The 22,818-nt window shown below is 58.8% G+C and carries 20 protein-coding genes; 5 read left to right on the top strand and 15 right to left on the bottom strand.

From position 1 onward, the window contains the following. Positions 1-339: 339 nt before the first annotated feature. The 6 genes from csrA to mltB form a co-directional block, all read right to left on the bottom strand. Entirely contained in the window at positions 340-525 is a 186-nt protein-coding gene (csrA, locus tag IM300_RS01000; RefSeq protein WP_000906486.1) for a carbon storage regulator CsrA, read from the bottom strand. Between the two features lie 241 nt (positions 526-766). Continuing rightward, positions 767-3,394 (bottom strand): alanine--tRNA ligase, encoded by a 2,628-nt coding sequence (gene alaS, locus IM300_RS01005; protein ID WP_193034894.1) that lies wholly within the window; start codon positions 3,392-3,394, stop codon positions 767-769. 131 nt (positions 3,395-3,525) lie between these two features. Further along, positions 3,526-4,026, bottom strand: coding sequence for a recombination regulator RecX (gene recX, locus IM300_RS01010; RefSeq protein WP_193034896.1), 501 nt, complete (start codon positions 4,024-4,026; stop codon positions 3,526-3,528). A 69-nt stretch (positions 4,027-4,095) separates the two neighbouring features. Next, positions 4,096-5,154 (bottom strand): recombinase RecA, encoded by a 1,059-nt coding sequence (gene recA, locus IM300_RS01015; protein ID WP_022649140.1) that lies wholly within the window; start codon positions 5,152-5,154, stop codon positions 4,096-4,098. An 89-nt stretch (positions 5,155-5,243) separates the two neighbouring features. Then, positions 5,244-5,741 (bottom strand): nicotinamide-nucleotide amidase, encoded by a 498-nt coding sequence (gene pncC, locus IM300_RS01020; RefSeq protein WP_063869426.1) that lies wholly within the window; start codon positions 5,739-5,741, stop codon positions 5,244-5,246. Positions 5,742-5,874: 133 nt separating this feature from the next. Beyond that, the gene (mltB, locus tag IM300_RS01025) at positions 5,875-6,975 is read right to left on the bottom strand and encodes a lytic murein transglycosylase B (protein ID WP_193034898.1); all 1,101 of its coding nucleotides are present in this window, start codon (positions 6,973-6,975) and stop codon (positions 5,875-5,877) included. A gap of 188 nt (positions 6,976-7,163) precedes the next feature. Here mltB and gutQ point away from each other — a divergent pair, with 188 nt between their 5' ends. Next, positions 7,164-8,129: an arabinose-5-phosphate isomerase GutQ gene (gene gutQ / locus IM300_RS01030; RefSeq protein ID WP_063869422.1), complete on the top strand. Its 966-nt coding sequence runs from the start codon at positions 7,164-7,166 to the stop codon at positions 8,127-8,129. Here the strand turns inward: gutQ and norR are convergent. Then, the gene (norR, locus tag IM300_RS01035; RefSeq protein ID WP_193034900.1) at positions 8,126-9,640 is read right to left on the bottom strand and encodes a nitric oxide reductase transcriptional regulator NorR; all 1,515 of its coding nucleotides are present in this window, start codon (positions 9,638-9,640) and stop codon (positions 8,126-8,128) included. The two genes, gutQ and norR, sit on opposite strands and share 4 nt — an antisense overlap. Before the next feature lie 187 nt (positions 9,641-9,827). Here norR and norV point away from each other — a divergent pair, with 187 nt between their 5' ends. Both norV and norW read left to right on the top strand, forming a co-directional pair. After that, positions 9,828-11,276 carry an anaerobic nitric oxide reductase flavorubredoxin gene (gene norV, locus IM300_RS01040; protein ID WP_107533591.1) on the top strand — a complete coding sequence of 483 codons (1,449 nt, stop codon included), beginning with the start codon at positions 9,828-9,830 and terminating at the stop codon, positions 11,274-11,276. Beyond that, on the top strand, positions 11,273-12,406 hold the full coding sequence (gene norW / locus IM300_RS01045) for an NADH:flavorubredoxin reductase NorW (RefSeq protein ID WP_193034902.1): 1,134 nt from the start codon (positions 11,273-11,275) through the stop codon (positions 12,404-12,406). Before norV ends, norW begins: the two co-directional genes overlap by 4 nt. 113 nt (positions 12,407-12,519) lie before the next feature. Here the strand turns inward: norW and IM300_RS01050 are convergent, their stop codons facing one another. The 4 genes from IM300_RS01050 to IM300_RS01065 all read right to left on the bottom strand — a co-directional run bounded on the left by IM300_RS01050 (position 12,520) and on the right by IM300_RS01065 (position 17,458). Then, a complete protein-coding gene (locus tag IM300_RS01050) occupies positions 12,520-13,542 on the bottom strand; it encodes a HoxN/HupN/NixA family nickel/cobalt transporter (protein WP_107533593.1) in 1,023 nt (340 codons plus the stop codon). Between the two features lies 1 nt (position 13,543). Next, positions 13,544-15,760, bottom strand: a complete 2,217-nt coding sequence (hypF, locus tag IM300_RS01055) for a carbamoyltransferase HypF (protein ID WP_193034904.1) — start codon at positions 15,758-15,760, stop codon at positions 13,544-13,546. A 6-nt stretch (positions 15,761-15,766) separates the two neighbouring features. After that, positions 15,767-16,312 (bottom strand): electron transport protein HydN, encoded by a 546-nt coding sequence (hydN, locus tag IM300_RS01060; RefSeq protein WP_063869411.1) that lies wholly within the window; start codon positions 16,310-16,312, stop codon positions 15,767-15,769. A 132-nt stretch (positions 16,313-16,444) separates the two neighbouring features. Continuing rightward, positions 16,445-17,458, bottom strand: coding sequence for a LacI family DNA-binding transcriptional regulator (locus IM300_RS01065; RefSeq protein ID WP_193034906.1), 1,014 nt, complete (start codon positions 17,456-17,458; stop codon positions 16,445-16,447). Positions 17,459-17,672: 214 nt separating this feature from the next. Between IM300_RS01065 and ascF the strand changes: the two genes are divergently transcribed. Both ascF and IM300_RS01075 read left to right on the top strand, forming a co-directional pair. Continuing rightward, positions 17,673-19,124 (top strand): PTS cellobiose/arbutin/salicin transporter subunit IIBC, encoded by a 1,452-nt coding sequence (ascF, locus tag IM300_RS01070; protein WP_063451854.1) that lies wholly within the window; start codon positions 17,673-17,675, stop codon positions 19,122-19,124. Positions 19,125-19,142: 18 nt separating this feature from the next. Beyond that, on the top strand, positions 19,143-20,567 hold the full coding sequence (locus tag IM300_RS01075; protein ID WP_193034908.1) for a 6-phospho-beta-glucosidase: 1,425 nt from the start codon (positions 19,143-19,145) through the stop codon (positions 20,565-20,567). Between the two features lie 79 nt (positions 20,568-20,646). On the opposite strand, the gene hycI is transcribed toward IM300_RS01075, so the two are convergent. Genes hycI through IM300_RS01095 form a run of 4 tightly spaced genes read right to left on the bottom strand, consistent with a single transcriptional unit; the run spans position 20,647 to position 22,811 of the window. Beyond that, positions 20,647-21,102 carry a hydrogenase maturation peptidase HycI gene (gene hycI / locus IM300_RS01080; RefSeq protein WP_112792753.1) on the bottom strand — a complete coding sequence of 152 codons (456 nt, stop codon included), beginning with the start codon at positions 21,100-21,102 and terminating at the stop codon, positions 20,647-20,649. After that, positions 21,095-21,505, bottom strand: a complete 411-nt coding sequence (locus IM300_RS01085; RefSeq protein WP_063869405.1) for a formate hydrogenlyase maturation HycH family protein — start codon at positions 21,503-21,505, stop codon at positions 21,095-21,097. The genes hycI and IM300_RS01085 overlap by 8 nt, the downstream gene beginning before the upstream one ends. Continuing rightward, the gene (locus IM300_RS01090; protein ID WP_028014210.1) at positions 21,502-22,269 is read right to left on the bottom strand and encodes an NADH-quinone oxidoreductase subunit B family protein; all 768 of its coding nucleotides are present in this window, start codon (positions 22,267-22,269) and stop codon (positions 21,502-21,504) included. The genes IM300_RS01085 and IM300_RS01090 overlap by 4 nt, the downstream gene beginning before the upstream one ends. Beyond that, positions 22,269-22,811 (bottom strand): formate hydrogenlyase complex iron-sulfur subunit, encoded by a 543-nt coding sequence (locus tag IM300_RS01095; protein WP_193034910.1) that lies wholly within the window; start codon positions 22,809-22,811, stop codon positions 22,269-22,271. Before IM300_RS01095 ends, IM300_RS01090 begins: the two co-directional genes overlap by 1 nt. Positions 22,812-22,818 lie beyond the last annotated feature (7 nt).

The following is a 22,818-nucleotide window of genomic DNA, read 5'->3' on the forward strand; positions in this document are numbered from 1 at the left end:
CAACGCCTCTTTCGAGTGCTTCGAGTAACTCGTTAAGAGCTTCTCGTCGCTGCGTGGCGCATATATTACTTTCTGGGACTTATAAGTCAAACAATTTTCCACATGCTTTTTTCGTTTGCACAATTCGCACGCAATTCGCATGTAAAAGCCGCAAAGAGAGTGTTTTATAAGCAGATTTTGCTGGCATCTTCACAGAAATCTGTTGAGAGAAGCGGGTCATTTCGACAAGATAAGATTATGAGAGTGGTCAAAAACGAAGCGTTTGAAATAGAACGGTAACTTTATGCAGGAAAAATAGCAGGAGGGTGGCGTCTCGCCCGACAGCGAGACGCGACAATATCAGTAACTGGACTGCTGGGATTTTTCAGCCTGGATACGCTGGTAGATCTCTTCACGGTGGACAGATACTTCTTTAGGAGCGTTAACACCAATACGTACCTGGTTACCCTTTACCCCTAAAACTGTCACGGTGACCTCATCCCCAATCATGAGGGTCTCACCAACTCGACGAGTCAGAATCAGCATTCTTTGCTCCTTGAAAGATTAAAAGAGTCGGGTCTCTTGTATCCCGGCATTATCCATCATATAACGCCAAAAAGTAAGCGATGACAAACACGTAAAGTGTAAGCAGTCACGGCATCACATTCTGTTAAACGTAAGTTTAGCCGATATACACAAACTCAACCTGACTTTATCGTTATCGATAGCGCAGTGAGCAAGACGCCATAACGTTACCGTTATGGCGTCTGCTTGTGCTTTTTAGTTATTACAGTTTCGCGCTTACCCAGCTTTCAACGCTGGCCAATGCCGCGGGAAGTGCCGCCGCATCCGTACCACCGGCTTGCGCCATGTCCGGACGACCGCCACCTTTGCCACCCACCTGCTGGGCGACCATGCCAATCAATTCCCCTGCTTTAACACGGTCCGTCACATCCTTAGAGACACCCGCAATCAGAGAAACCTTACCCTCTGCGACCGTTGCCAGCACGATAACCGTTGAACCAAGCTGGTTCTTCAGATCGTCGACCATCGTACGCAGCATCTTAGGCTCAACGCCCGCCAGATCGCTGACCAGCAGTTTGACGCCCTTAATGTCTACCGCTTTGCTGGAGAGGTTTGCGCTCTCCTGCGCCGCAGCCTGTTCTTTCAGCTGCTGGAGCTCTTTTTCCAGCTGGCGGGTACGATCCAGCGCGACACGCACTTTCTCGCCCAGGTTCTGGCTATCGCCTTTCAGCAGCTGCGCGATCTCATGCAGCTGGTCGCTCTGCGCGTGCAGGCTGGCGATGGCGCCTTCCCCGGTCACCGCTTCGATACGACGAACGCCCGCCGCGGTGCCTGATTCAGAAACGATACGGAACAGACCGATATCACCGGTGCGCGATGCGTGAGTACCACCGCACAGTTCGGTAGAGAAGTCGCCCATGCTCAGCACGCGAACGCGGTCGTCATATTTCTCGCCAAACAGCGCCATCGCACCCTTCTTCTTCGCGTCCTCGAGATCCATAACGTGGGTTTCGATTGGCAGGTTACGACGGATCTGCGCATTCACCAGATCTTCCACCGCACGGATTTCAGACGGCTTCATCGCTTCAAAATGCGAGAAGTCGAAACGCAGCATTTTGTCGTTAACCAGTGAACCTTTCTGTGCAACGTGAGTACCCAGCACGTCGCGCAGGGCAGCGTGCATCAGGTGGGTTGCCGAGTGGTTCAGACGAATGCGCGCGCGGCGAGCTTCATCAACGTTGGCCTGAACGCCCTCGCCCACTTTCAGAGAGCCGGAAACCAGTTTGCCCTGGTGACCAATTGCCTGACCGTATTTCTGGGTGTCGCTTACGCTGAAGCTAAAGCCATTGCCCTTCAGTTCGCCTTTATCGCCAACCTGGCCGCCGGATTCCGCATAGAATGGCGTTTTATCCAGGATGACAACCGCTTCCTGGCCCGCGCTAATGCTGTCTACGGCTTTCCCGTCAACAAACAGCGCGGTCACGTTGCTGGTCAGGGCCAGCTCTTCGTAGCCTTTAAATTCAGACGCGCTATCAACGCGGATCATTGCATTGTAGTCTGCGCCAAAACCGCTGGATTCACGCGCACGACGACGCTGCTCTTCCATTGCGGCTTCGAAGCCGGCTTCGTCAACTTTGATGTTGCGCTCGCGGCAAACGTCAGCCGTCAGGTCAACCGGGAAGCCATAGGTGTCGTACAGGCGGAAAGCCGTTTCGCCATCCAGCGTGTCGCCCTGGAGTTTCGCCAGCTCGTCGTCCAGCAGCGCAAGTCCGCGCTCCAGCGTACGGGCAAACTGCTCTTCTTCAGTTTTCAGAACCTGCTCGACCTGCGCCTGCTGGCGTTTCAGCTCTTCGCCGGCAGAGCCCATCACGCCAATCAGTGGCCCAACGAGCTTATAGAAGAAGGTGTCCTTCGCGCCCAGCATGTTGCCATGACGGATCGCACGACGAATGATACGACGCAGCACATAGCCACGGTTTTCATTCGACGGGATAACGCCGTCGGCAATCAGGAACGCACAGGAACGAATATGGTCTGCGATAACGCGCAGAGACTTGTTGTTCAGATCGGTTGCACCCGTCACGTCGGCAACGGCTTTGATCAGGGTGCTGAACAGGTCAATCTCATAGTTAGAGTTGACGTGTTGCAGAACGGCCGCGATACGCTCCAGACCCATACCGGTATCGACGGATGGTTTTGGCAGCGGCTCCATGGTGCCGTCGGCCTGACGGTTAAACTGCATGAAGACGATGTTCCAGATCTCAATGTAGCGATCGCCATCTTCTTCCGCGCTGCCCGGAGGGCCGCCCCAGATATGGTCGCCGTGATCGTAGAAAATCTCAGTGCACGGACCGCAAGGGCCGGTGTCGCCCATCTGCCAGAAGTTGTCGGACGCGTAAGGCGCGCCTTTGTTGTCACCGATACGAATGATACGTTCGCGAGGGATACCCACTTCTTTTTCCCAGATGTCGAACGCTTCGTCATCGGTCTCGTACACGGTCACCCACAGACGCTCTTTCGGCAGATTGAACCAGTTTTCACCGGTCAGCAGTTCCCACGCGTATTGAATGGCGTCGTGTTTGAAGTAGTCACCGAAGCTGAAGTTACCCAGCATTTCGAAGAAGGTATGGTGGCGCGCGGTGTAACCGACGTTTTCCAGATCGTTGTGTTTACCGCCCGCACGCACGCAACGCTGTGAGGTTGTGGCGCGGGAATAATTACGCTTGTCGAGACCAAGGAATACATCCTTGAACTGGTTCATCCCGGCGTTGGTAAACAGCAGAGTCGGGTCGTTGTTCGGTACCAGGGAGCTGCTGGCAACAACCTGGTGTCCCTTACTATGGAAAAAATCGAGAAACGCCTGACGGATCTCAGCGGTGCTCTTGCTCATAATTATCCTGAAATCAAGCTAACGAAATGTCGCAGCAGATCTGTATCTGTAAACAGTTGGACGGACCAGCTACTGGAAAAAGTGGGAATAAGATAAGTTTTCTTTAGTGGGAAGTAAAATCCCGCATGCGTTCAATCGGTAAAATTACGCCAGATATCCTGAATATCTTCCATCAGGAAGCCGCGGTAGAGCAAAAAGCGCTGGATTTTAACTTTTTCTGAAAATTCACGCGGCAGCGGCTCTCCGTACTTACGTACTGCCTGTTCGCGCGCCAGTTCGCACCAGTCGATTTCACTTTCACGCATGGCTTTTTCAATCGATTCACGGGCTACGCCTTTCTGGTTCAGCTCCTGGCGGATACGCGCGGGGCCGTAACCTTTGCGGCCGCGGCTGGCGAGAAAGCGAGCGGCAAAACGGCCGTCATCCAGATAGTGATGCTCATAGCACCAGGCAACCACGCGGTCATAATCCTCCGCGGTGGCATCAATGTCTTCTGGCCCATTTTTGCTCATGACGGGCGCTGACAGTTTCCGCCGTAGCTCCTGTTCGCTATGGTCACGCACGGCGAGAATTCGCACGGCCCGATCCAGCAAGCGCGCGTAAGCTGGTCGGCGTGATGTCGGTTCATTCATAAAAAAACCTGTCGATTCAGAAATGCAAAAAGGGCCGCATCAGCAGCCCTTCATTTTTATCCGAGAGGATTAAAAGTCTTCGTTGGTTTCTTCAGCATCCGCGCCATCGACCACGAAATCAGGTTTGGAGTCCTGGTTGCTCAGCAGGAGTTCACGCACCTTCTTCTCAATCTCTTTCGCCGCCGCCGGGTTCTCCTTCAGCCAGGAGATCGCATTCGCTTTACCCTGACCAATCTTGTCACCGTTGTAGCTGTACCATGCGCCCGCTTTTTCAATCAGCTTCTCTTTCACGCCCAGGTCAACCAGCTCGCCGAGGAAGTTGATACCTTCGCCGTAGAGGATCTGGAACTCAGCCTGTTTGAACGGTGCCGCGATTTTGTTCTTCACAACCTTCACGCGGGTTTCGCTACCGACTACGTTATCCCCCTCTTTCACCGCGCCGATACGGCGGATATCCAGACGGACAGAAGCGTAGAATTTCAGTGCGTTACCACCGGTGGTGGTTTCCGGGTTACCGAACATCACACCAATTTTCATACGGATCTGGTTGATGAAGATCAGCAGCGTGTTGGACTGCTTCAGGTTACCCGCCAGCTTACGCATCGCCTGGCTCATCATACGTGCCGCGAGGCCCATGTGAGAGTCACCGATTTCACCTTCAATTTCCGCTTTTGGCGTCAGCGCCGCAACGGAGTCGACGATGATCACGTCAACCGCACCTGAGCGCGCCAGCGCGTCACAAATTTCCAGTGCCTGCTCGCCGGTATCCGGCTGGGAGCACAGCAGGTTGTCGATATCAACGCCCAGCTTACGGGCATAGACTGGGTCCAGCGCGTGCTCGGCATCGATAAACGCACAGGTTTTACCTTCGCGCTGTGCCGCCGCAACAACCTGCAACGTCAGGGTGGTTTTACCCGAGGATTCCGGACCGTAGATTTCTACGATACGGCCCATTGGCAAACCGCCAGCGCCCAGTGCGATATCAAGAGAAAGCGAACCGGTGGAGATAGTTTCCACGTCCATGGAACGGTCTTCACCCAGGCGCATGATGGAGCCTTTACCGAATTGCTTTTCGATCTGGCCCAGTGCTGCCGCCAACGCTTTCTGTTTGTTTTCGTCGATAGCCATTATTACTCCTGTCATGCCGGGAGAAGCAACTGCGCTTCACCATGGACTTCTGTTCTGTTGAGGCAATTATACTGTATAGTCATACAGTATCAAGTATTTTGTAGAAATTGTTGCCAGAGCGTTTTTAACGCGTATTCCGTTGCCTGACGACGCACGCTTTCGCGATCGCCGCTGAAGCATTCCCGGCGGGTGATCCCTTCACCTTTTGAGGTGGCAAAGCCAAACCAGACGGTGCCGACAGGCTTCACGTCGCTGCCGCCGTCCGGCCCCGCGATGCCGCTGATTGAGATAGCGTAATCTGCGCGCGCCTCTTTCAGCGCGCCAATCGCCATCTCGATCACCACCGGCTCGCTGACCGCGCCATGCTGTTCGAGCGTGGCTTCACGCACGCCAATCATCTGCGCTTTAGCCTCGTTACTGTAGGTCACAAAGCCGCGTTCAAACCAGGCGGAACTGCCGGCAATATCGGTAATCACTTTTGCCACCCAGCCGCCGGTGCAGGATTCTGCGGTCGTGATAGTCGCGCCGCGCTGCTTCAGCGCCAGCCCTACCACTTCGCTAAGCTGCATCAATTCATGGTCAGTCATTCTCGCTCCAGGCCTTAGAAAAACATGCAGCACAAGATAGCACTTTCTCGAAAGATATGGGGATGCGCGTCGGGTTTTACGAGGGGGCTTCAGAAAATAGCCGGTGCGGGCGCACCGGCTGTGGAGAAGGCAATTACTGGCTGAACGGTGACGCCGCCGGCACACGCGCCTGGGACACCGCCAGGCCCAGCTGCCACACCGCCATCGCATAGTGCGTGCTGTGGTTGTAGCGGGTAATGGTGTAGAAGTTCGGCAGTCCGAACCAGTACTGGTAGCCCGTTCCGACATCCAGGCGCAGCAGGCTCACCTGGTCAACGTTACCCAGCGGCTGCGACGGCGTTAAGCCTGCCGTTGCCAGCTGTGCAACGCTGTATTTTGTCTTAAATCCGTTTTCCAGGCCGAACGCCTCGCCGTTCGCCTGCACCGCCACCTGGCCGCCCGGCGTCCAGCCGTGCGCTTTAAAGTAGTTGGCCACGCTGCCGATGGCGTCTTCGGGATCCCACAGGTTGATGTGACCGTCCCCGTTGAAATCTACCGCGTACTGCTTATAGGAAGACGGCATAAACTGGCCGTAGCCCATGGCTCCGGCAAACGACCCTTTCAGATCCAACGGATCGTCCTGTTCGTCTCGCGCCATCAGCAGGAAGGTTTCCAGCTCGGAGGAGAAATACTCCGCGCGGCGCGGGTAGTTGAAGGAGAGCGTCGCCAGCGCGTCGAGGATGCGGGTTTTGCCCATAATGCGGCCCCAGCGGGTCTCTACCCCAATAATCCCGACGATAATTTCCGGCGGCACGCCGTAGACCTGCCAGGCGCGGTTCAGGGCGTCTTCATACTGATTCCAGAACGCCACGCCGTTCTGCACGTTGTCCGGAGTAATAAACTGTTTGCGGTAGCGCAGCCACGCGCCGTTTGGCCCGGTCGGCACCTGGGCCGACGGTGCCTGCCTGTCCATCAGGCGCAGCACGTAGTCCAGACGCTTCGCCTGAGACAAAATGGCATGCAGCTGCTGGCGGTCAAAACCGTGCTTGCTCACCATTTTATCGATGAACTGTTCGGCCGCAGGGTTATTCGCGAAGTCGCCGCCCATCTGCATCATATTATGCTGTGGTTCCAGCAGGAACCCGCCGGAAGGCGCGCCAGCCGTTGGCTGAACGGCTTCAGTTTTGGGTTTGCTACTACAGGCGGACAGAAGAATAAGCGCAGGTAACAGCGCTGCATAACGACGCTTGAACATGTGGCATCCATTTAACGAGTTCGGTAAGAACCCAGTATGGTAAAGCATCCCCAACTCCTCAAGGAAGCGGTTATATGACCGTAAGCAAAATCTTTATCATTGACCACGGTCTGCGCAGGGAGAATGCATTATGATAAGCGCCCCTTCTGTCAGAGGGGGGATGGGAACGATCGTAACCGGAGAGAAAAATGAGTGATTTTCTGTTAAACGCAGGCCGTCAGACCCTGCTGCTGGAACTCCAGGAAGCCAGCCGCCTGCCGGAGCGTCTGGGTGAGGATTTTGTTCGTGCAGCCAACGCTATTATCCACTGCGAAGGCAAGGTCATCGTGGCGGGTATCGGTAAATCCGGCCATATCGGCAAGAAGATTGCCGCGACGCTTGCCAGCACCGGCACTCCGGCGTTTTTCGTTCACCCTGCCGAAGCGCTGCACGGCGATCTGGGGATGATCGAAAGCCGCGACGTGATGCTGTTTATCTCCTACTCCGGTTCAGCCAAAGAGCTGGATCTCATCATCCCTCGCCTGCAAGAAAAATCGGTAGCCCTGTTAGCGATGACCGGAAAACCCCGCTCGCCGCTGGCGCTGGCCGCGAAAGCAACGCTGGATATTTCCGTTGAGCGCGAAGCCTGCCCGATGCACCTGGCCCCCACCTCCAGCACCGTCAACACGCTGATGATGGGCGACGCGCTGGCCATGGCGGTGATGCAGGCGCGCGGTTTTAGTGAAGAAGATTTTGCCCGCTCTCACCCTGCGGGCGCGCTCGGCGCACGTCTGCTCAACAAGGTTCACCACCTGATGCGCACGGACGATGCCATTCCGCAGGTCAAGCTCGACACCAGCGTGATGGACGCCATGCTGGAGCTGAGCCGCACCGGGCTGGGGCTGGTTGCGGTGTGCGACAACGACCGCCAGGTGAAGGGCGTCTTCACCGACGGCGACCTGCGCCGTTGGCTGGTGGGCGGCGGCAAACTGGAGGCGCGGGTATCCGAAGCAATGACCCAGGGGGGGCTGACGCTGAATGCCGAGAGCCGCGCCATTGAAGCCAAAGAGGTGCTGATGAAGCGTAAAATCACCGCCGCACCGGTGGTGGACGAGCACGGCAGGCTTTGCGGCGCAATCAACCTGCAAGACTTCTACCAGGCGGGAATACTTTAACCCTTAAGCCCCAGACGTTTCGCCAGCCTGTGGAGGTTGGCGACGTCCATCTCCAGCGCCCGCGCGCACGCCGCCCAGCTGCGGTTATTCTGCTTCAGCGCGCGGGTAATCATCTGGCGCTGGAACGCGTCCGTCGCCTCGCGCAGGTTTTCGTTCACGCTCTCCGGTATAACTGGCTTAACGGACGGCGTCGTTTCCTCATGCAGCGCAAAATGGCGCGCATGAATAACCACTTCATCCCCCGAACGCGTTGCCCGCGCCAGCACCACCGCACGGTGGATCGCATGTTCCAGCTCACGCACGTTACCCGGCCAGCCGTAGCTCAGAAGGTGCGTCCTCGCACCGGGGCTTAGCACCACGCGGGAGAGCCCCATTTTGAGCCGACACTGTTCGCAGAAAAAGCCCGCCAGCAGCACCACGTCGTCGCCCCGCTCGCGCAGCGGCGGCACCGTGAGCGGAAATACGCTCAGGCGGTGGAACAGATCGGCGCGGAAATTCCCCGCCAACACTTCTTCGCGCAGATCGCGGTTCGTCGCCGCCAGCACGCGCACATCCACGCGTAAGCTGCGATCGTCACCCACGCGTTGAATATCGCCATACTGCAACACGCGCAGCAGCTTGGCCTGGAGCGAAAGGGAGAGCTCGCCAATTTCATCCAGGAACAGCGTGCCGTTGTCGGCCATTTCGAACTTGCCGCTGCGGTTGCTGATCGCCCCGGTAAACGCCCCTTTGACGTGACCGAACAGCTCGCTTTCCGCCACGCTTTCCGGCAGCGCCGCGCAGTTGAGGTACACCAGCGGGTTCACCGCGCGCGGCGAGGCTTCGTGGATCGCTTTCGCCACCAGCTCTTTACCGGTGCCGGTTTCCCCGAAGATCAGCACGTTCAAATCAGATGCGGCGACAATCTCAATCTCTTTTTTGAGCTGCTCCATGCCCGGCGAAAGGCCGATCATCTCGGTGTGCGCCACCTGCTCAAACACCGTCGGGCTACCGGGAAGAATATTCTGGCTCTCCAGCTGTTCTATCAGCAGCGCATTGTTCAGCGCCCCGGCGGCCAGCGCGGCAATCAGCCGTAGCTCTTCGTCGCTGAAGGTATCGAACTGATCCGGCGACATGCCGTCGAGGGTTAATGCGCCAATCAGATTCTGCCCGGCGAACAGCGGCAGGCCAATACAGGCGTGCACCTTCAGGCTCTCCTGCCCCGGAATCAGGCCGTCGTACGGATCGGGCAGATCGCTGTCTGCCGGGAAACGCACCACATCGCCCGCGCGGGCAATGGTTTCCAGACGCGGGTGGCCCTCCAGCGTAAAGCGCCGCCCGAGTACGTCCTTCGCCAGGCCGTCGATAGCCAGCGGAATAAACTGCCGCCCTTCGTAACGCAGCAGCGCCGACGCATCGCAATCCAGCACGTGGCGCAACGTGGAGATCAGCCGTTGAAAGCGGTCCTGATGACCAATACCGGTTTGCAGTTCTATGGCGATTTTCGCCAGGACGTCTACGGAAAAGCCCATGTCTGCCTCACTGTCATTTTGACAATACATAATGTCATATTGACAATTTTTAAGATAGTCATAATGACTATCTGTTATGGGCCATAAAACAACAAATACTTCAAATTCAATAATATAAAAAGTTGGCACGCAACTTGATATAAGCAAACCATCTTATTTGAAAACGCTGTATTAAGTTGAGGTTGCTATGTCTATTCTGGTTAAAAATAACATTCATTGGGTGGGTCAACGTGACTGGGAAGTACGTGATTTTCACGGCACGGAATACAAAACGCTGCGCGGCAGCAGCTATAACAGCTATCTCATCCGTGAAGGTAAAAACGTCCTGATCGATACCGTCGATCACAAATTCAGCCGTGAGTTCGTGCAGAACCTGCGCGGTGAAATCGACCTGAACGACATCGACTACATCATCATCAACCATGCGGAAGAGGATCACGCCGGGGCCCTGACCGAGCTGATGTCTTATATTCCGGATACTCCGATCTACTGCACCACCAACGCCATTGACTCCATCAATGGTCACCACCACCATCCGGAGTGGAACTTCCACACCGTAAAAACCGGCGATTCGCTGGATATCGGCAACGGCAAGCAGCTGATCTTCGTGGAAACTCCGATGCTGCACTGGCCGGACAGCATGATGACCTACATGACCGGTGACGCGGTGCTGTTCAGTAACGACGCCTTCGGCCAGCACTACTGCGACGAACGTCTGTTTAATGATGAAGTGGATCAGACCGAGCTGTTCGAACAGTGCCAGCGCTACTACGCCAATATCCTGACCCCGTTCAGCCGTCTGGTCACGCCAAAAATCACCGAGATCCTCGGCTTCAACCTGCCGGTGGATATGATTGCGACCTCCCACGGCGTGGTATGGCGTGAAAACCCCACCCAGATTGTCGAGCTGTACCTGAAATGGGCGGCGGATTACCAGGAAGACCGCATCACCATCTTCTACGACACCATGTCCAACAACACCCGCATGATGGCGGACGCGATTGCCCAGGGCATCAACGAAGTTGACCCGAACGTGGCGGTGAAAATCTTCAACGTGGCGCGTAGCGATAAAAACGAAATCCTGACCAACGTCTTCCGCTCCAAGGGCGTGCTGGTGGGTACCTCCACCATGAACAACGTGATGATGCCGAAGATTGCCGGACTGGTGGAAGAGATGACCGGCCTGCGCTTTCGTAACAAACGCGCCAGCGCCTTTGGCTCTCACGGCTGGAGCGGCGGCGCGGTAGACCGTCTCTCCACCCGTTTACAGGATGCCGGCTTTGAGATGTCCATGAGCCTGAAGGCGAAATGGCGTCCGGACCTCGACGCGCTGGAAGTCTGTCGCCAGCACGGCCGCGACATTGCACGCCAGTGGGCGCTTGCGCCGCTGCCGCAAACCGCCCCCGCCGCGGCGGTTGCGCCGGAAGCCGTAGCAGAAGCCGCCCCTGCCGCTGCCGACCTCGGCCCTTGCATGCAGTGCAGCGTCTGCCAGTGGATTTACGATCCTGAACTGGGCGAGCCGTTGCAGGATGTCGCGCCGGGTACGCCGTGGAGCGAGGTGCCGGACAACTTCCTTTGCCCTGAATGTTCCCTCGGCAAAGACGTCTTTGATGAACTGGCAACGGAGGCAAAATGAGCCACGGCATCGTCATTATCGGCTCGGGCTTTGCCGCCCGCCAGCTGGTGAAAAATATCCGCAAACAGGATGCTCACGTGCCGTTGACGGTGATCGCCGCCGACAGCATGGACGAATACAACAAGCCTGATTTAAGCCACGTCATTAGCCAGAATCAGCGCGCCGAAGATCTCACCCGCCAGACGGCGGGGGAGTTCGCAGAGCAGTTTAACCTGCGTCTGTTTCCGTACACCTGGGTCACGGATATTGACGCCGACGCCCATGTGGTGAAAGCGAAAGATCATACCTGGCAGTACGACAAGCTGGTGCTGGCGACGGGCGCCTCTGCGTTTGTGCCGCCGGTTGAGGGCCGCGAGCTGATGGTCACGCTCAACAGCCAGCAGGAGTATCAGGCCAGCGAAACCCGGCTACGCGATGCCGCCAGGGTGATGATTGTCGGCGGCGGGCTGATTGGCACCGAGCTGGCGATGGACTTCTGTCGGGCGGGTAAATCCGTCACCCTGGTTGACCACGCGGCCAGCATTCTGTCGGCGCTGATGCCGGCAGAAGTAAGCAGTCGCTTACAGCATCGTCTGACCGACATGGGCGTGCATCTGCTGCTGAAATCGCAGTTGCAGAGCCTGAGCAAAACCGAAACCGGCGTTCTTGCAACGCTCGACCGCCACCGCAGCGTGGAAGTGGATGTGGTTATCGCGGCGACGGGTTTGCGCCCGGAAACCGCGCTGGCGCACCGCGCAGGGGCCGAAATAAACCGCGGCGTGAAGGTAGACAGCTACCTGCAAACCACCCAGCCGGACATTTATGCCCTGGGCGACTGCGCGGAAATTAACGGAAAGGTGCTGCCGTTCCTGCAACCAATTCAGTTAAGCGCCATGTTCCTGGCGAAAAACCTGCTCGGCGGCAGCGCTCCGGTGAAATTACCCGCCATGCTGGTGAAAGTAAAAACGCCGGAATTACCGCTGCATCTCGCCGGTGAAACGCAGCGTCAGGATCTGAACTGGCAAATAGCCATAGAGCCTCAGGGCATGGTGGCGCGCGGTACGGATGCTGAGGGTCAGATGCGCGCCTTTGTTGTCAGCGAAGACAGAATGAAAGAGGCCTTCGCGCTGCTGAAATCGCTTCCTGCTTAACCCTCGTAATGCCGGGTGGCGCTCCGCTTACCCGGCCTACTTAACACCAAAACGGCAAACCTTGTAGGCCCGCGCAAGCGCAGCGCCGCCGGGCAAAAACAGGGCTAAGTGATTCAGGACCGCACCACCAGCGCATCATAGCCACGCCAGCGGTAGTTCACCATCGAAATCAGCCAGCAGGCGACAAACAGCCCGACCACCACAAACCCGGCGTCACCCAGGTTGTCGTTCACCGCGCCAATCAGATCCCACACGCCGCCGCTGAGGGCGAACTTGTCCATCAGCAGACCCAGCGCTTCCAGCCCGCCGATGAACAGCGCCACCACCACCGAGGTGCCGGTGATGGTCATGTTGTAGTACAGCTTGCGCTGCGGCTTGTTGAACGCCCAGCCGTAGGCGCCCACCATCAGCAGGTTATCGAGCGTATCCACCAGCGCCATGCCGCTGGCGAAGAGCGCCGGGAAGATCATGATCGACCACACCGACATCCCGCTGGAGGCGCTGGCGGCGGAGATCCCCAGCACGCCAATTTCGGTGGCCGTGTCGAAGCCGAGGCCAAACAGGAAACCCACCAGATACATCTGCCAGCTTTTATTGACGAGGCGGAAGGTTTTGCCGAACAGCCAGTTCATGACGCCACCCTGCGCAGGCAGCGTAATGTCACCCTGCACAGGCCTGCCGTTTTTCAGCGACTGGAAACTGCGCCAGACGCCGCGCAGGATCACCATATTCACCAGCGCCATCGCCAGCAGGAAGGTGGCGGAGACGGCGGTGCCAATCAGGCTGCCGGTCTCGTGGAACCACGCCATATTTTTTTGAAACGCCGTAGCGGTCGCTGCAATGGCGATGGACGCCAGCACCACGATGGTGGAGTGTCCGAGGGAAAACCATGCGCCCACGCCGGACGGGCGTTTGCCCTGCTGCATCATCTTACGCGTGACGGTATCAATCGCCGCGATATGGTCGGCATCCACCGCGTGGCGCAGCCCGTAACACCAGGCCAGCAGGCTGGCCGCCATCAGCGCCGTACTGCCGCTAAAGGTTTGCCACGCCAGCCCCCAGGCCAGCAGATTAGCCATCACCAGAGCCAGCAGCAGGCACGCTGCACGAGGTTCATTGCGTAAAAGTCGTAACATTTTAAATCCTTTGTGAACATGACCGGGCGGCAGCAACCACCGCCTGCCCGAAGGAGATCGCTCCGTCACCTGCGGGCAGGCGCGAAGGAAACAGAAGCGTGAAATCGGAAAGGTAATGACGAAGGCGCGCGCGCAGCAGGCGGTTGTGAAGGACACCTCCGCTGAAGCACACCGTAGAGAGCGACAGTCGGCGCGCATGCGTTGCCGCCAGTTCACTCAGCCCCTTCGCCAGCGCATCGTGAAATGCCCAGGCGCGCTCGCCGGGTTCCGCCCGCCAGGCCAGCCACTGCTGCCAGAACAGCGTGAGGTTATCCGCCTGTAGCGTCACCGGATGCTCGACTCCCGCGCACCGTTCGGCCAGCGCCTCCAGCCGGCACGCGGCTTCGCCCTCATAGCGCTGCGTTTCAATGCCCAGCGCACAGGCCACGGCGTCGAACAGACGACCACAGGAAGAGGCCAGCGGCGCATTGACACCGCGTGACACCGCCGTTGCCAGCAGCGGCCAGTTTTGACGCTGCACCGCCTCTGTTTCCGGGTACTGCTGCCAGTCGGGTACGAACGCCAGACAGTGGGCGAGCAAATTGCGCCACGGCTGTTTCGCTGCCAGATCGCCCCCGGGCAGCGCCACGGCAGGCAGACCGCCCAGCCGTTCGCAGTGGAGATAGTTCACCCGCAGACACTCGCCGCCCCACAGCGCGCCATTCTCGCCCATGCCGATCCCGTCCAGCGTCAGGGCAATAGCATCCCCGCCGTCCAGCGGCCAGCCGTTCTCCGCCAGACACGCTGCCGCATGCGCGTGATGATGCAGCACGGTTGCAACGGGCAGCCCCTGCGCCTGCGCCCACCGTTGGGCGTGATATCCGGGATGGGCATCGCACACCACGCGTTCCGGCTGAAAAGCGTAAATCTGCTGCATCAGCGCCAGCGCCGCGCGCCACTGGGCGTCAACGCCCTCGTCGCGAAGGTTGCCAAAATGCTGGCTCAGCACCGCCTGGCCGCCGCGCACCAGGCAGAAGGTATTTTTCATGTCCGCGCCGGTGCACAGCATGGGAGGGATATCGCGAAATCCGGCGGGTAATGTGATGGCATCCGGCACAAAACCCCGCGCGCGACGCAGCATTGCGCCCTCCTGATCCATCACCGAATCATCCATCCGTTGCAGAATGTCGCGGTTGTGCAGCAGGAAACCGTCAGCCACGTCGCGGAGCGCTTCCAGCGCCTGCGGGTTGGTGATGGCGGGCGGCCGACCGCTCAGGTTACCGGAGGTCATCACCAGCGGGCGCCGGCACGCCATCACTAACAAATGCTGGATCGGGTTCGCGGGCAGCATCACGCCGACCGTATTCAGCCCCGGGGCAATCTCCTCAGGAAACGCGGGAAGAGAGGCTTTTGGCGCCAGCACAATCGGCGCAGCGGAAGAGCGTAACCGCGTCTGAATGGCCTGCGGCAGATCATCCGCATGGGGGATCATCACCGCCAGCGGCTTCGTCGGGCGCTGCTTGCGTGCCCGCAACGTCTGTACCGCCCGGGGGTTAAGCGCGTCGCAAACCAGATGAAATCCCCCCAGCCCTTTAACCGCCACGATCCCGCCGTTTTTCAGCCTCTCCACCGCCGCGTTTAAGGCCGATTCGCGAGTGGCAACAGTGTCTCCGGCTCGCCACTCCAGCTGCGGTCCACAGTCCGGGCAGGCCACCGGCTGGGCGTGAAAACGGCGATCGGCAGGATTGCGGTATTCCGTTTCGCACGGCGGACAGAGGGGAAATGGGGCCATCGACGTGGCCGGTCGGTCATACGGCATGGCGCGGATGATGGTGAAACGCGGGCCGCAGTGGGTGCAGTTAATAAACGGGTAGCGATAGCGACGTTCGCGGGGATCGCGCATTTCCGCCAGGCAAGCGGGGCAGGTGGCGGCATCCGGGACGATTTGCGTGTCCATCGCCCCGCTCTCGCTGTGGCGGATGACAAACGCGTCCGGCAGCGTCGTCCAGCTGAACGGCTGCGTTTCAACGTGATCGATACGCGCCAGCGGTGGGCAATCCTGGCGCAGTCTCGCGGTAAAGTCACCCCCACTGCCCGCGAGACGCACCAGGACCCCCTCTCCGTCGTTGCACACGTCGCCTGTCAGCTTGAGCCGATGCGCCAGCTGCCAGACGAAGGGCCGAAACCCTACGCCCTGTACTTTGCCACGCACCCGAAGCTGTACGCCGTTCACGCGCATTGCAGCTTAAAACAGCAGCGATGACGAGGTGTCGAACGCCGCGCGGCGGCGTTTTTCGGCACTCATCTGTTCGAGCTTGTCGCGATCGACGCAGACCAGCGCATGCGTCGGACAGGCTTCCATACACGCCGGACCGGCGTCACGGTGGTAGCAGAGGTCACATTTATTGGCTTCGGCTTTCTCCGCGCGCACGCTCAGCCCGATACCGCTGTTGCGCACCACCGGGCGAACCACCACCTCCATCGCGCCATACGGACACGCCACCACGCAGGTTTTGCACCCGATGCAGCGCTCCTGCATCACGTGCACAAAACCTTTCTCGCGCTTGATCGCGCCGTTCGGACAGACGTTGGCGCACGGCGCATCTTCACACTGGCGACAGATAGCGGCGGTGGAAATATTCACGCCTTTAATGACGTGAATGCGCGGCAGGAAAGTGTCGGGAGTCAGAGCGGCGCAATCCTGCTCTGCCTGATGGGACACCACGCACGCGACCTCACAGGTACGGCAACCAATGCATTTACTGGCATCGGCCATAATAAAACGGTTCATCTGCTTCTCCGGCATCACTGTTATGCGCGAAGCTATTCATAAACCGTGCCAGTTTTTAATTTATTGATTTAAAATAAGATAAATAACGTTGATCGCTGTCATCGTCATTAGTGACGATGACAGATGTCGACGTCAGCGATGCGGGCCGTCAGTAACGGAGTCGCGCAGGACAAGCTCGCCGGAGAAGGTTTGCTGGTATTTAAACTCACCGCCGTCGAGCATGAAAATCAGGCGGCTGATGGTCTCCTGGATCATTGCCGTCACCGGAATGCGCACGCTGGAGAGAGACGGCACGATGTAGGGCGCAATCGCCACGTCGTCAAAGCCGATGACGGACACCGCGTCCGGCATGGCGACGCCGCTCTCGTGCAGCTGCTTGATGGCACCGATCGCCATATCGTCATTGCTCGCCACCAGCGCGGTAAACGCTTCGCCACGGCTGAGCAGCTGTGTGACCGCCGCCGCGCCGCTGGCCGGGCTCCACTTCCCTTCGGCGATCAGCGCGTCGCGCAGGGCAATGCCGTGCTGCGCCAGGGCGTCCCGGTAGCCGGAGAGACGCTCCACGCCTGTCGGTGAATCCAGCGAGCCGGTGATAAACGCAATGTCCCGGTGGCCTTTCGCGATCAGCTGCGAAACCGCGTCCTGACACGACGCTTTATGATCGGACCAGACGCTGTGGCTACTGTTTTTCCGCAAACGGCGGTTGAGCACCACGATCGGCTGCTCGCATTTGTCGATAATCTCGTCCAGCTCTTCCACGCTCAGAAAACGCGGGTAGATGATCACCGCATCGCAGCGCATATCCAGCAGGTACTGGATCGCCTCGCGCTCTTCTTCGGCGCTGTGTTTACCATCCGCCAGGATCAGCTGACGGCCCTTCTCTTCCGTCATCCGCGCGGCGTTAAAGAGCAGCTCGCTAAAGTAGACGCCGTGGTAAAGGGTGTTCGTCACCACCAGCCCAAGCGTCTGGGTGCGTTTGGTCGCCAGGTTACGCGCCAGCAAATTGGGGCGATACCCGCTCTCTTCGATGGCCTGAAATACCCGATCTTTGGTCTCCTGGCTAACGTATCCGTTTCCCGTCAGCACCCGGGAAACCGTCGCTTTCGACACGCCCGCCCGCTTCGCCACTTCCAGCATCGTGGTCATAGTGTTATTCCCTTCAAAACCGATGAGCCGCAGTGTACTTCACCGCAGAAAAATTGTCGCAGCAGCGTTGTCACGCTTTTTACGGCCACGAGTGATCGTCATCACGAAACGAAAAAATGCATAAAAAGCGATCTTGTGCGTTAAAAAGAAACTCATGATGATTATGTGAAACCGGTTTCCTACATTTCACACAACGATAACAGGAACATTTCCGATGGCCAAAAACTACGCCGCGCTGGCAAACGACGTTGTCAGCGCGCTGGGCGGCAAAGACAACATCGTCGCCGTCACCCACTGCATGACGCGCCTGCGCTTCGTTCTGAAAGACGAAAGCCTTACCGACGCCGCGCGCCTGAAAAGCATCAGCGGCGTGCTCGGCGTGGTGCGCAACGACAACCAGTGCCAGGTGATTATTGGCAATACCGTGTCCCAGGCGTACCGTGAAGTGGTGAACCTGCTGCCAGCCAACCTGCAACCTGCCGTACCGGAAGGTCCACAGAAACTCACGCTGCGCCGGATTGGCGCGGGGATCCTCGACGCGCTGATCGGCACCATGTCGCCGCTGATCCCGGCGATCATCGGTGGCTCAATGGTCAAGCTGCTGGCGATGATCCTCGAAATGACCGGCGTGCTGGAAAAAGGCGCGCCGACGCTCACCATTCTGACGGTCATCGGCGACGGAGCCTTCTTCTTCCTGCCGCTGATGGTGGCGGCTTCCGCAGCGGTGAAGTTCAAAACCAACATGTCGCTGGCGATTGCCATTGCGGGCGTGCTGGTTCACCCGAGCTTTATCGAGCTGATGGCGAAAGCCGCGCAGGGCGAGCACGTTGAGTTCGCGCTGATCCCGGTGACGGCGGTGAAATACACCTACACGGTGATCCCGGCCCTGGTCATGACCTGGTGCCTGTCGTATATCGAACGCTGGGTGGATCGCATCACCCCGGCAGTGACGAAAAACTTCCTGAAGCCGATGCTGATCGTGCTGATTGCCGCCCCGCTCGCCATCGTGCTGATTGGCCCGCTGGGGATCTGGATCGGTAGCGCCATCTCGGCGCTGGTCTACACCATCCACGGCTATCTGGGCTGGCTGTCCGTTGCCATCATGGGCGCGCTGTGGCCACTGCTGGTGATGACCGGGATGCACCGCGTCTTTACGCCAACCATCATCCAGACCATTGCCGAAACGGGCAAAGAAGGGATGGTGATGCCGTCGGAAATCGGCGCTAACCTGTCGCTCGGTGGCTCGTCGCTGGCGGTGGCGTGGAAAACAAAAAACCCGGAGCTGCGCCAGACGGCGCTGGCGGCAGCGGCCTCCGCCATCATGGCGGGGATCTCTGAACCGGCCCTGTACGGCGTGGCGGTACGTCTGAAGCGCCCGCTGATTGCGAGCCTGATCAGCGGCTTTATCTGCGGCGCGGTCGCAGGCATGGCAGGCCTTGCCAGCCACTCAATGGCGGCGCCGGGGCTGTTCACCAGCGTGCAGTTCTTCGATCCGGCCAACCCGATGACCATCGTCTGGGTGTTTGGCGTGATGGGGCTGGCGGTCGTGCTGTCGTTTGTTCTGACCCTGCTGTTAGGGTTCGAGGATATTCCGGTTGAAGACGAAGCCGAAAAAGCACGCGCCCTGCAAACCGCACCGGTCCAGAACAAAGCAGCAGAAGCATAAACTGAAAGCGAGGTAAGAATGTCTGTTTTTCCACAAGGATTTTTATGGGGCGGCGCGCTTGCCGCCAACCAGAGTGAAGGTGCTTACCGTGAAGGCGGCAAAGGACTGACGACGGTCGATATGATCCCCCATGGCGCACACCGTCTGGCGGTAAAGGTCGGTAAGGAAAAACGGTTTTCGTTGCGTGACGACGAATTTTACCCGAGCCACGAGGCGATTGATTTTTACCATCGCTACAAAGAAGACATCGCCCTGATGGCGGAGATGGGCTTTACGGTGTTCCGCACCTCGATTGCCTGGAGCCGCCTCTATCCGAACGGCGACGAGCCGCTGCCAAATAAAGAGGGCATCGCCTTCTACCGCGCGGTGTTTGAGGAGTGCAAAAAGTACAACATCGAGCCGCTGGTGACCCTGTGCCATTTCGACGTGCCGATGCACCTGGTGACGGAGTACGGCTCCTGGCGCAACCGCAAAATGGTGGATTTCTTCGCCCGCTACGCCCGCACCTGCTTCGAGGCGTTTAACGGGCTGGTGAAATACTGGCTGACCTTCAACGAAATCAACATCATGCTGCACAGCCCGTTCTCCGGCGCGGGGCTGGTGTTTGAGGAAGGTGAAAACGAGGATCAGGTGAAATACCAGGCCGCGCACCACGAGCTGGTGGCGAGCGCGCTGGCGACCAAAATCGCCCACGAGGTCAACCCGGAAAACCAGGTCGGCTGCATGCTGGCGGGCGGCAATTTTTACCCGTACTCCTGCAAGCCGGAAGACGTGTGGACGGCGCTGGAGAAAGATCGCGAGAACCTGTTCTTCATCGACGTGCAGGCGCGCGGCAGCTATCCGGCCTACTCTGCCCGCGTGTTCCGCGAAAAAGGCGTCGTGATTGTGAAAGATCCCGGCGACGACGAACTGCTGAAAAACACCGTCGATTTTGTCTCGTTCAGCTATTACGCCTCGCGCTGCGCGTCGGCGGACATGAACGCGGGCAACACCAGCGCGGCGAACATCGTGAAGTCCCTACGTAACCCGCACGTTCAGGTAAGCGAGTGGGGCTGGGGTATTGATCCTCTCGGCCTGCGCATCACCATGAACATGATGTACGACCGCTACCAGAAGCCGCTATTCCTGGTGGAAAACGGCCTCGGCGCGAAGGACGTCATTGATGAAAATGGCGAGATTAACGACGACTACCGCATCAGCTACCTGCGCGAGCATATCCGCGCGATGGGCGATGCAATTGCGGACGGCGTGCCGCTGATGGGCTACACCACCTGGGGCTGCATTGACCTGGTGTCTGCCTCAACGGGGGAGATGAGCAAGCGCTACGGGTTTGTGTACGTTGACCGCGACGACGCCGGCAACGGGACGCTGGAGAGAAAGCGTAAGAAATCGTTCTGGTGGTATAAGAAGGTGATTGCGAGTAACGGGGCGGATCTGGCGTAGCCTGTTGCCCGGTGGCGCTACGCTTACCGGGCCTACGGTTTTGTAGGCCGGGTAAGGCGTAGCCGCCACCCGGCACTGCTCAGAGCGGAGAAAACCCGCCGTCCCCAACCCACCCCGCCAGCCGCGAATACACCTCCTCCACCGCCGCCTTCACCGGCGGCGTCATCGGGTAATAAAACCCGACAATGTCCGGCTGGATACCCAAAAACAGCACCTCGCCCACGTCGTCTTTAATCTGATCGACAAGATAGTTCAGCGGCATATTGTGGGTAGTCATCATAAACATCTCGGCGATGTCGTCCGGGTCAATCAGGCGGATTTCGCCCGGGTTCAGCCCCATATCGGTGGCATCCACAATCAACAGCCTTTCCGGGCGCAGCTCGCGAATGGCCACCACGTCGTTTTCCGGCGCGCTGCCGCCGTCGATTACCACCCAGTCGCCCTGCGGTTTTGCGCCACACATCTCCGCCAGCAGCGGGCCCGCGCCGTCGTCGCCCATCATGCTGTTGCCGACACACAGTAAAACGTCAGTCACGTAATCTCCTCACCATCAGGTAGATGGCGCTCTCCTGATGAATATCGTGCAGCATGCCGAGCAGCGTTTTGCTCCACGCCTGCTGCGCCGGGGTTTGCCTGCCGAGCGCCGCGTCAAAGGCGTTGGCGAGCATCGTGATATGGTTGGCGTCAATAACGATCTCGCCGTACTTCGGTACGCCCTCCATCTTGCGCCGCGCCGGGCTGCCCTCCTCCAGCGTGGCGATCCACGCCAGATATTCCGGCCACGGGCAGCTGAGCGCCGCTTCAAGACAGTCGATCACCCCGAGGTGGTGCCCAATCGCCAGGCTGTAATAGACCACCTGCTGCGCCGCATCCGGCGTGGCGTCGTTCTCATCAATAAACTTACGGCTCAGCTGGCTGAACACCACCGTTTCACTCATCGGATACGCGCCTCATCCACAATGCTGTTCAGGTTCGCTACGATCTCATTGAGACGCGGATCGTTTTCCGCCTCCAGCCAGCGCGCCACCTGATGGTCGCCCTGGCTCAGCAGGCGCAGGTAATCGTCGGCAATCTGACGCCCGTAACGGTAGCCTGCCAGCCTGCGCGCCGTGCGGTCCACCTTCACGCGCAGCGGCTGCACCATGTCCGGATGCAGAATGGCCGCGGGCTGGTTGTCGATCTCGCCAGGGGCGCGGGCGTGGATCTTCTGCTCCAGCAGGCCGAGCGCCATCGCAAAGCCGTACAGCGTGGCGGCGGGCGTCGGCGGGCAGCCCGGAATATAGACATCCACCGGCACGATTTTGTCGGTGCCGCCCCAGACGCAGTAAAGATCGTGGAAGATGCCGCCGCTGTTACCGCAGGCGCCGTAGGAGATGCAGATTTTTGGATCCGGCGCAGACTGCCAGGCGCGCAGCGCGGGCGATCGCATGGCGCGGGTCACCGCCCCGGTAAACAGCAGAATGTCCGCATGGCGCGGGGATGGCACCACTTTGATGCCGAAGCGCTCGGCGTCAAATAGCGGCGACAGGGTGGCGAAGATCTCGATCTCACAGCCGTTGCAGCCGCCGCAGTCCACGCGGTAAACGTAGGCCGAGCGTTTGATTTTTTTCAGCAGCGACGCCTTCATGCTGGCGATGGACTCCTCCACCGTCAGCGGCACCGGAATGCCGTTATCGTCGCGCGGGCCGAGTAAGTTTTCCATCAGCTGGCCTCTCTCATATGGCGGGTTAAATCGATGCGGTCAGACGGCAGCAGGCACTTCTGACGCTTACACTCCGGGCAGGTTTCAAAGCTTTCACGATGCTGCTCCGCGCGGACGTCGCCGTTGTGCTTCAGCAGCGCGATAGCGTAGTCGATCTCTTTTTGCACGGCGAACGGACGCTTGCAGACGCGGCAGGTGCACAGCGCGAAGCGCGACTGCTGGAGAAAATCCTCTTTTTTCCACACCGCCAGCTCGTACTCCTGAGAAAGTCGGATGGCGACCGTCGGGCAAACCTCCTCGCAGCGCCCGCAGAAGATGCAGCGCCCGAGGTTAAACTGCCAGGCCAGCTCGCCGGTTTTGAGGTCCGTTTCCACCGTTAAGGCGTTTGACGGGCAGGCGTTGACGCAGGCCGCACAGCCGATGCACTGCTGCGGGTTATGCTCCGGCTTGCCGCGAAAGTTTTTATCCACCGGGATCGGCTCCAGCGGATAGCTGCTGGTCTGCGCGCCGGTTTTGATCGCTTTTTTGATAAAGGTAAACATGGCGAGT

This window comes from Enterobacter cloacae complex sp. I2, from assembly GCF_014896205.1.
GTDB lineage: Bacteria > Pseudomonadota > Gammaproteobacteria > Enterobacterales > Enterobacteriaceae > Enterobacter > Enterobacter quasihormaechei.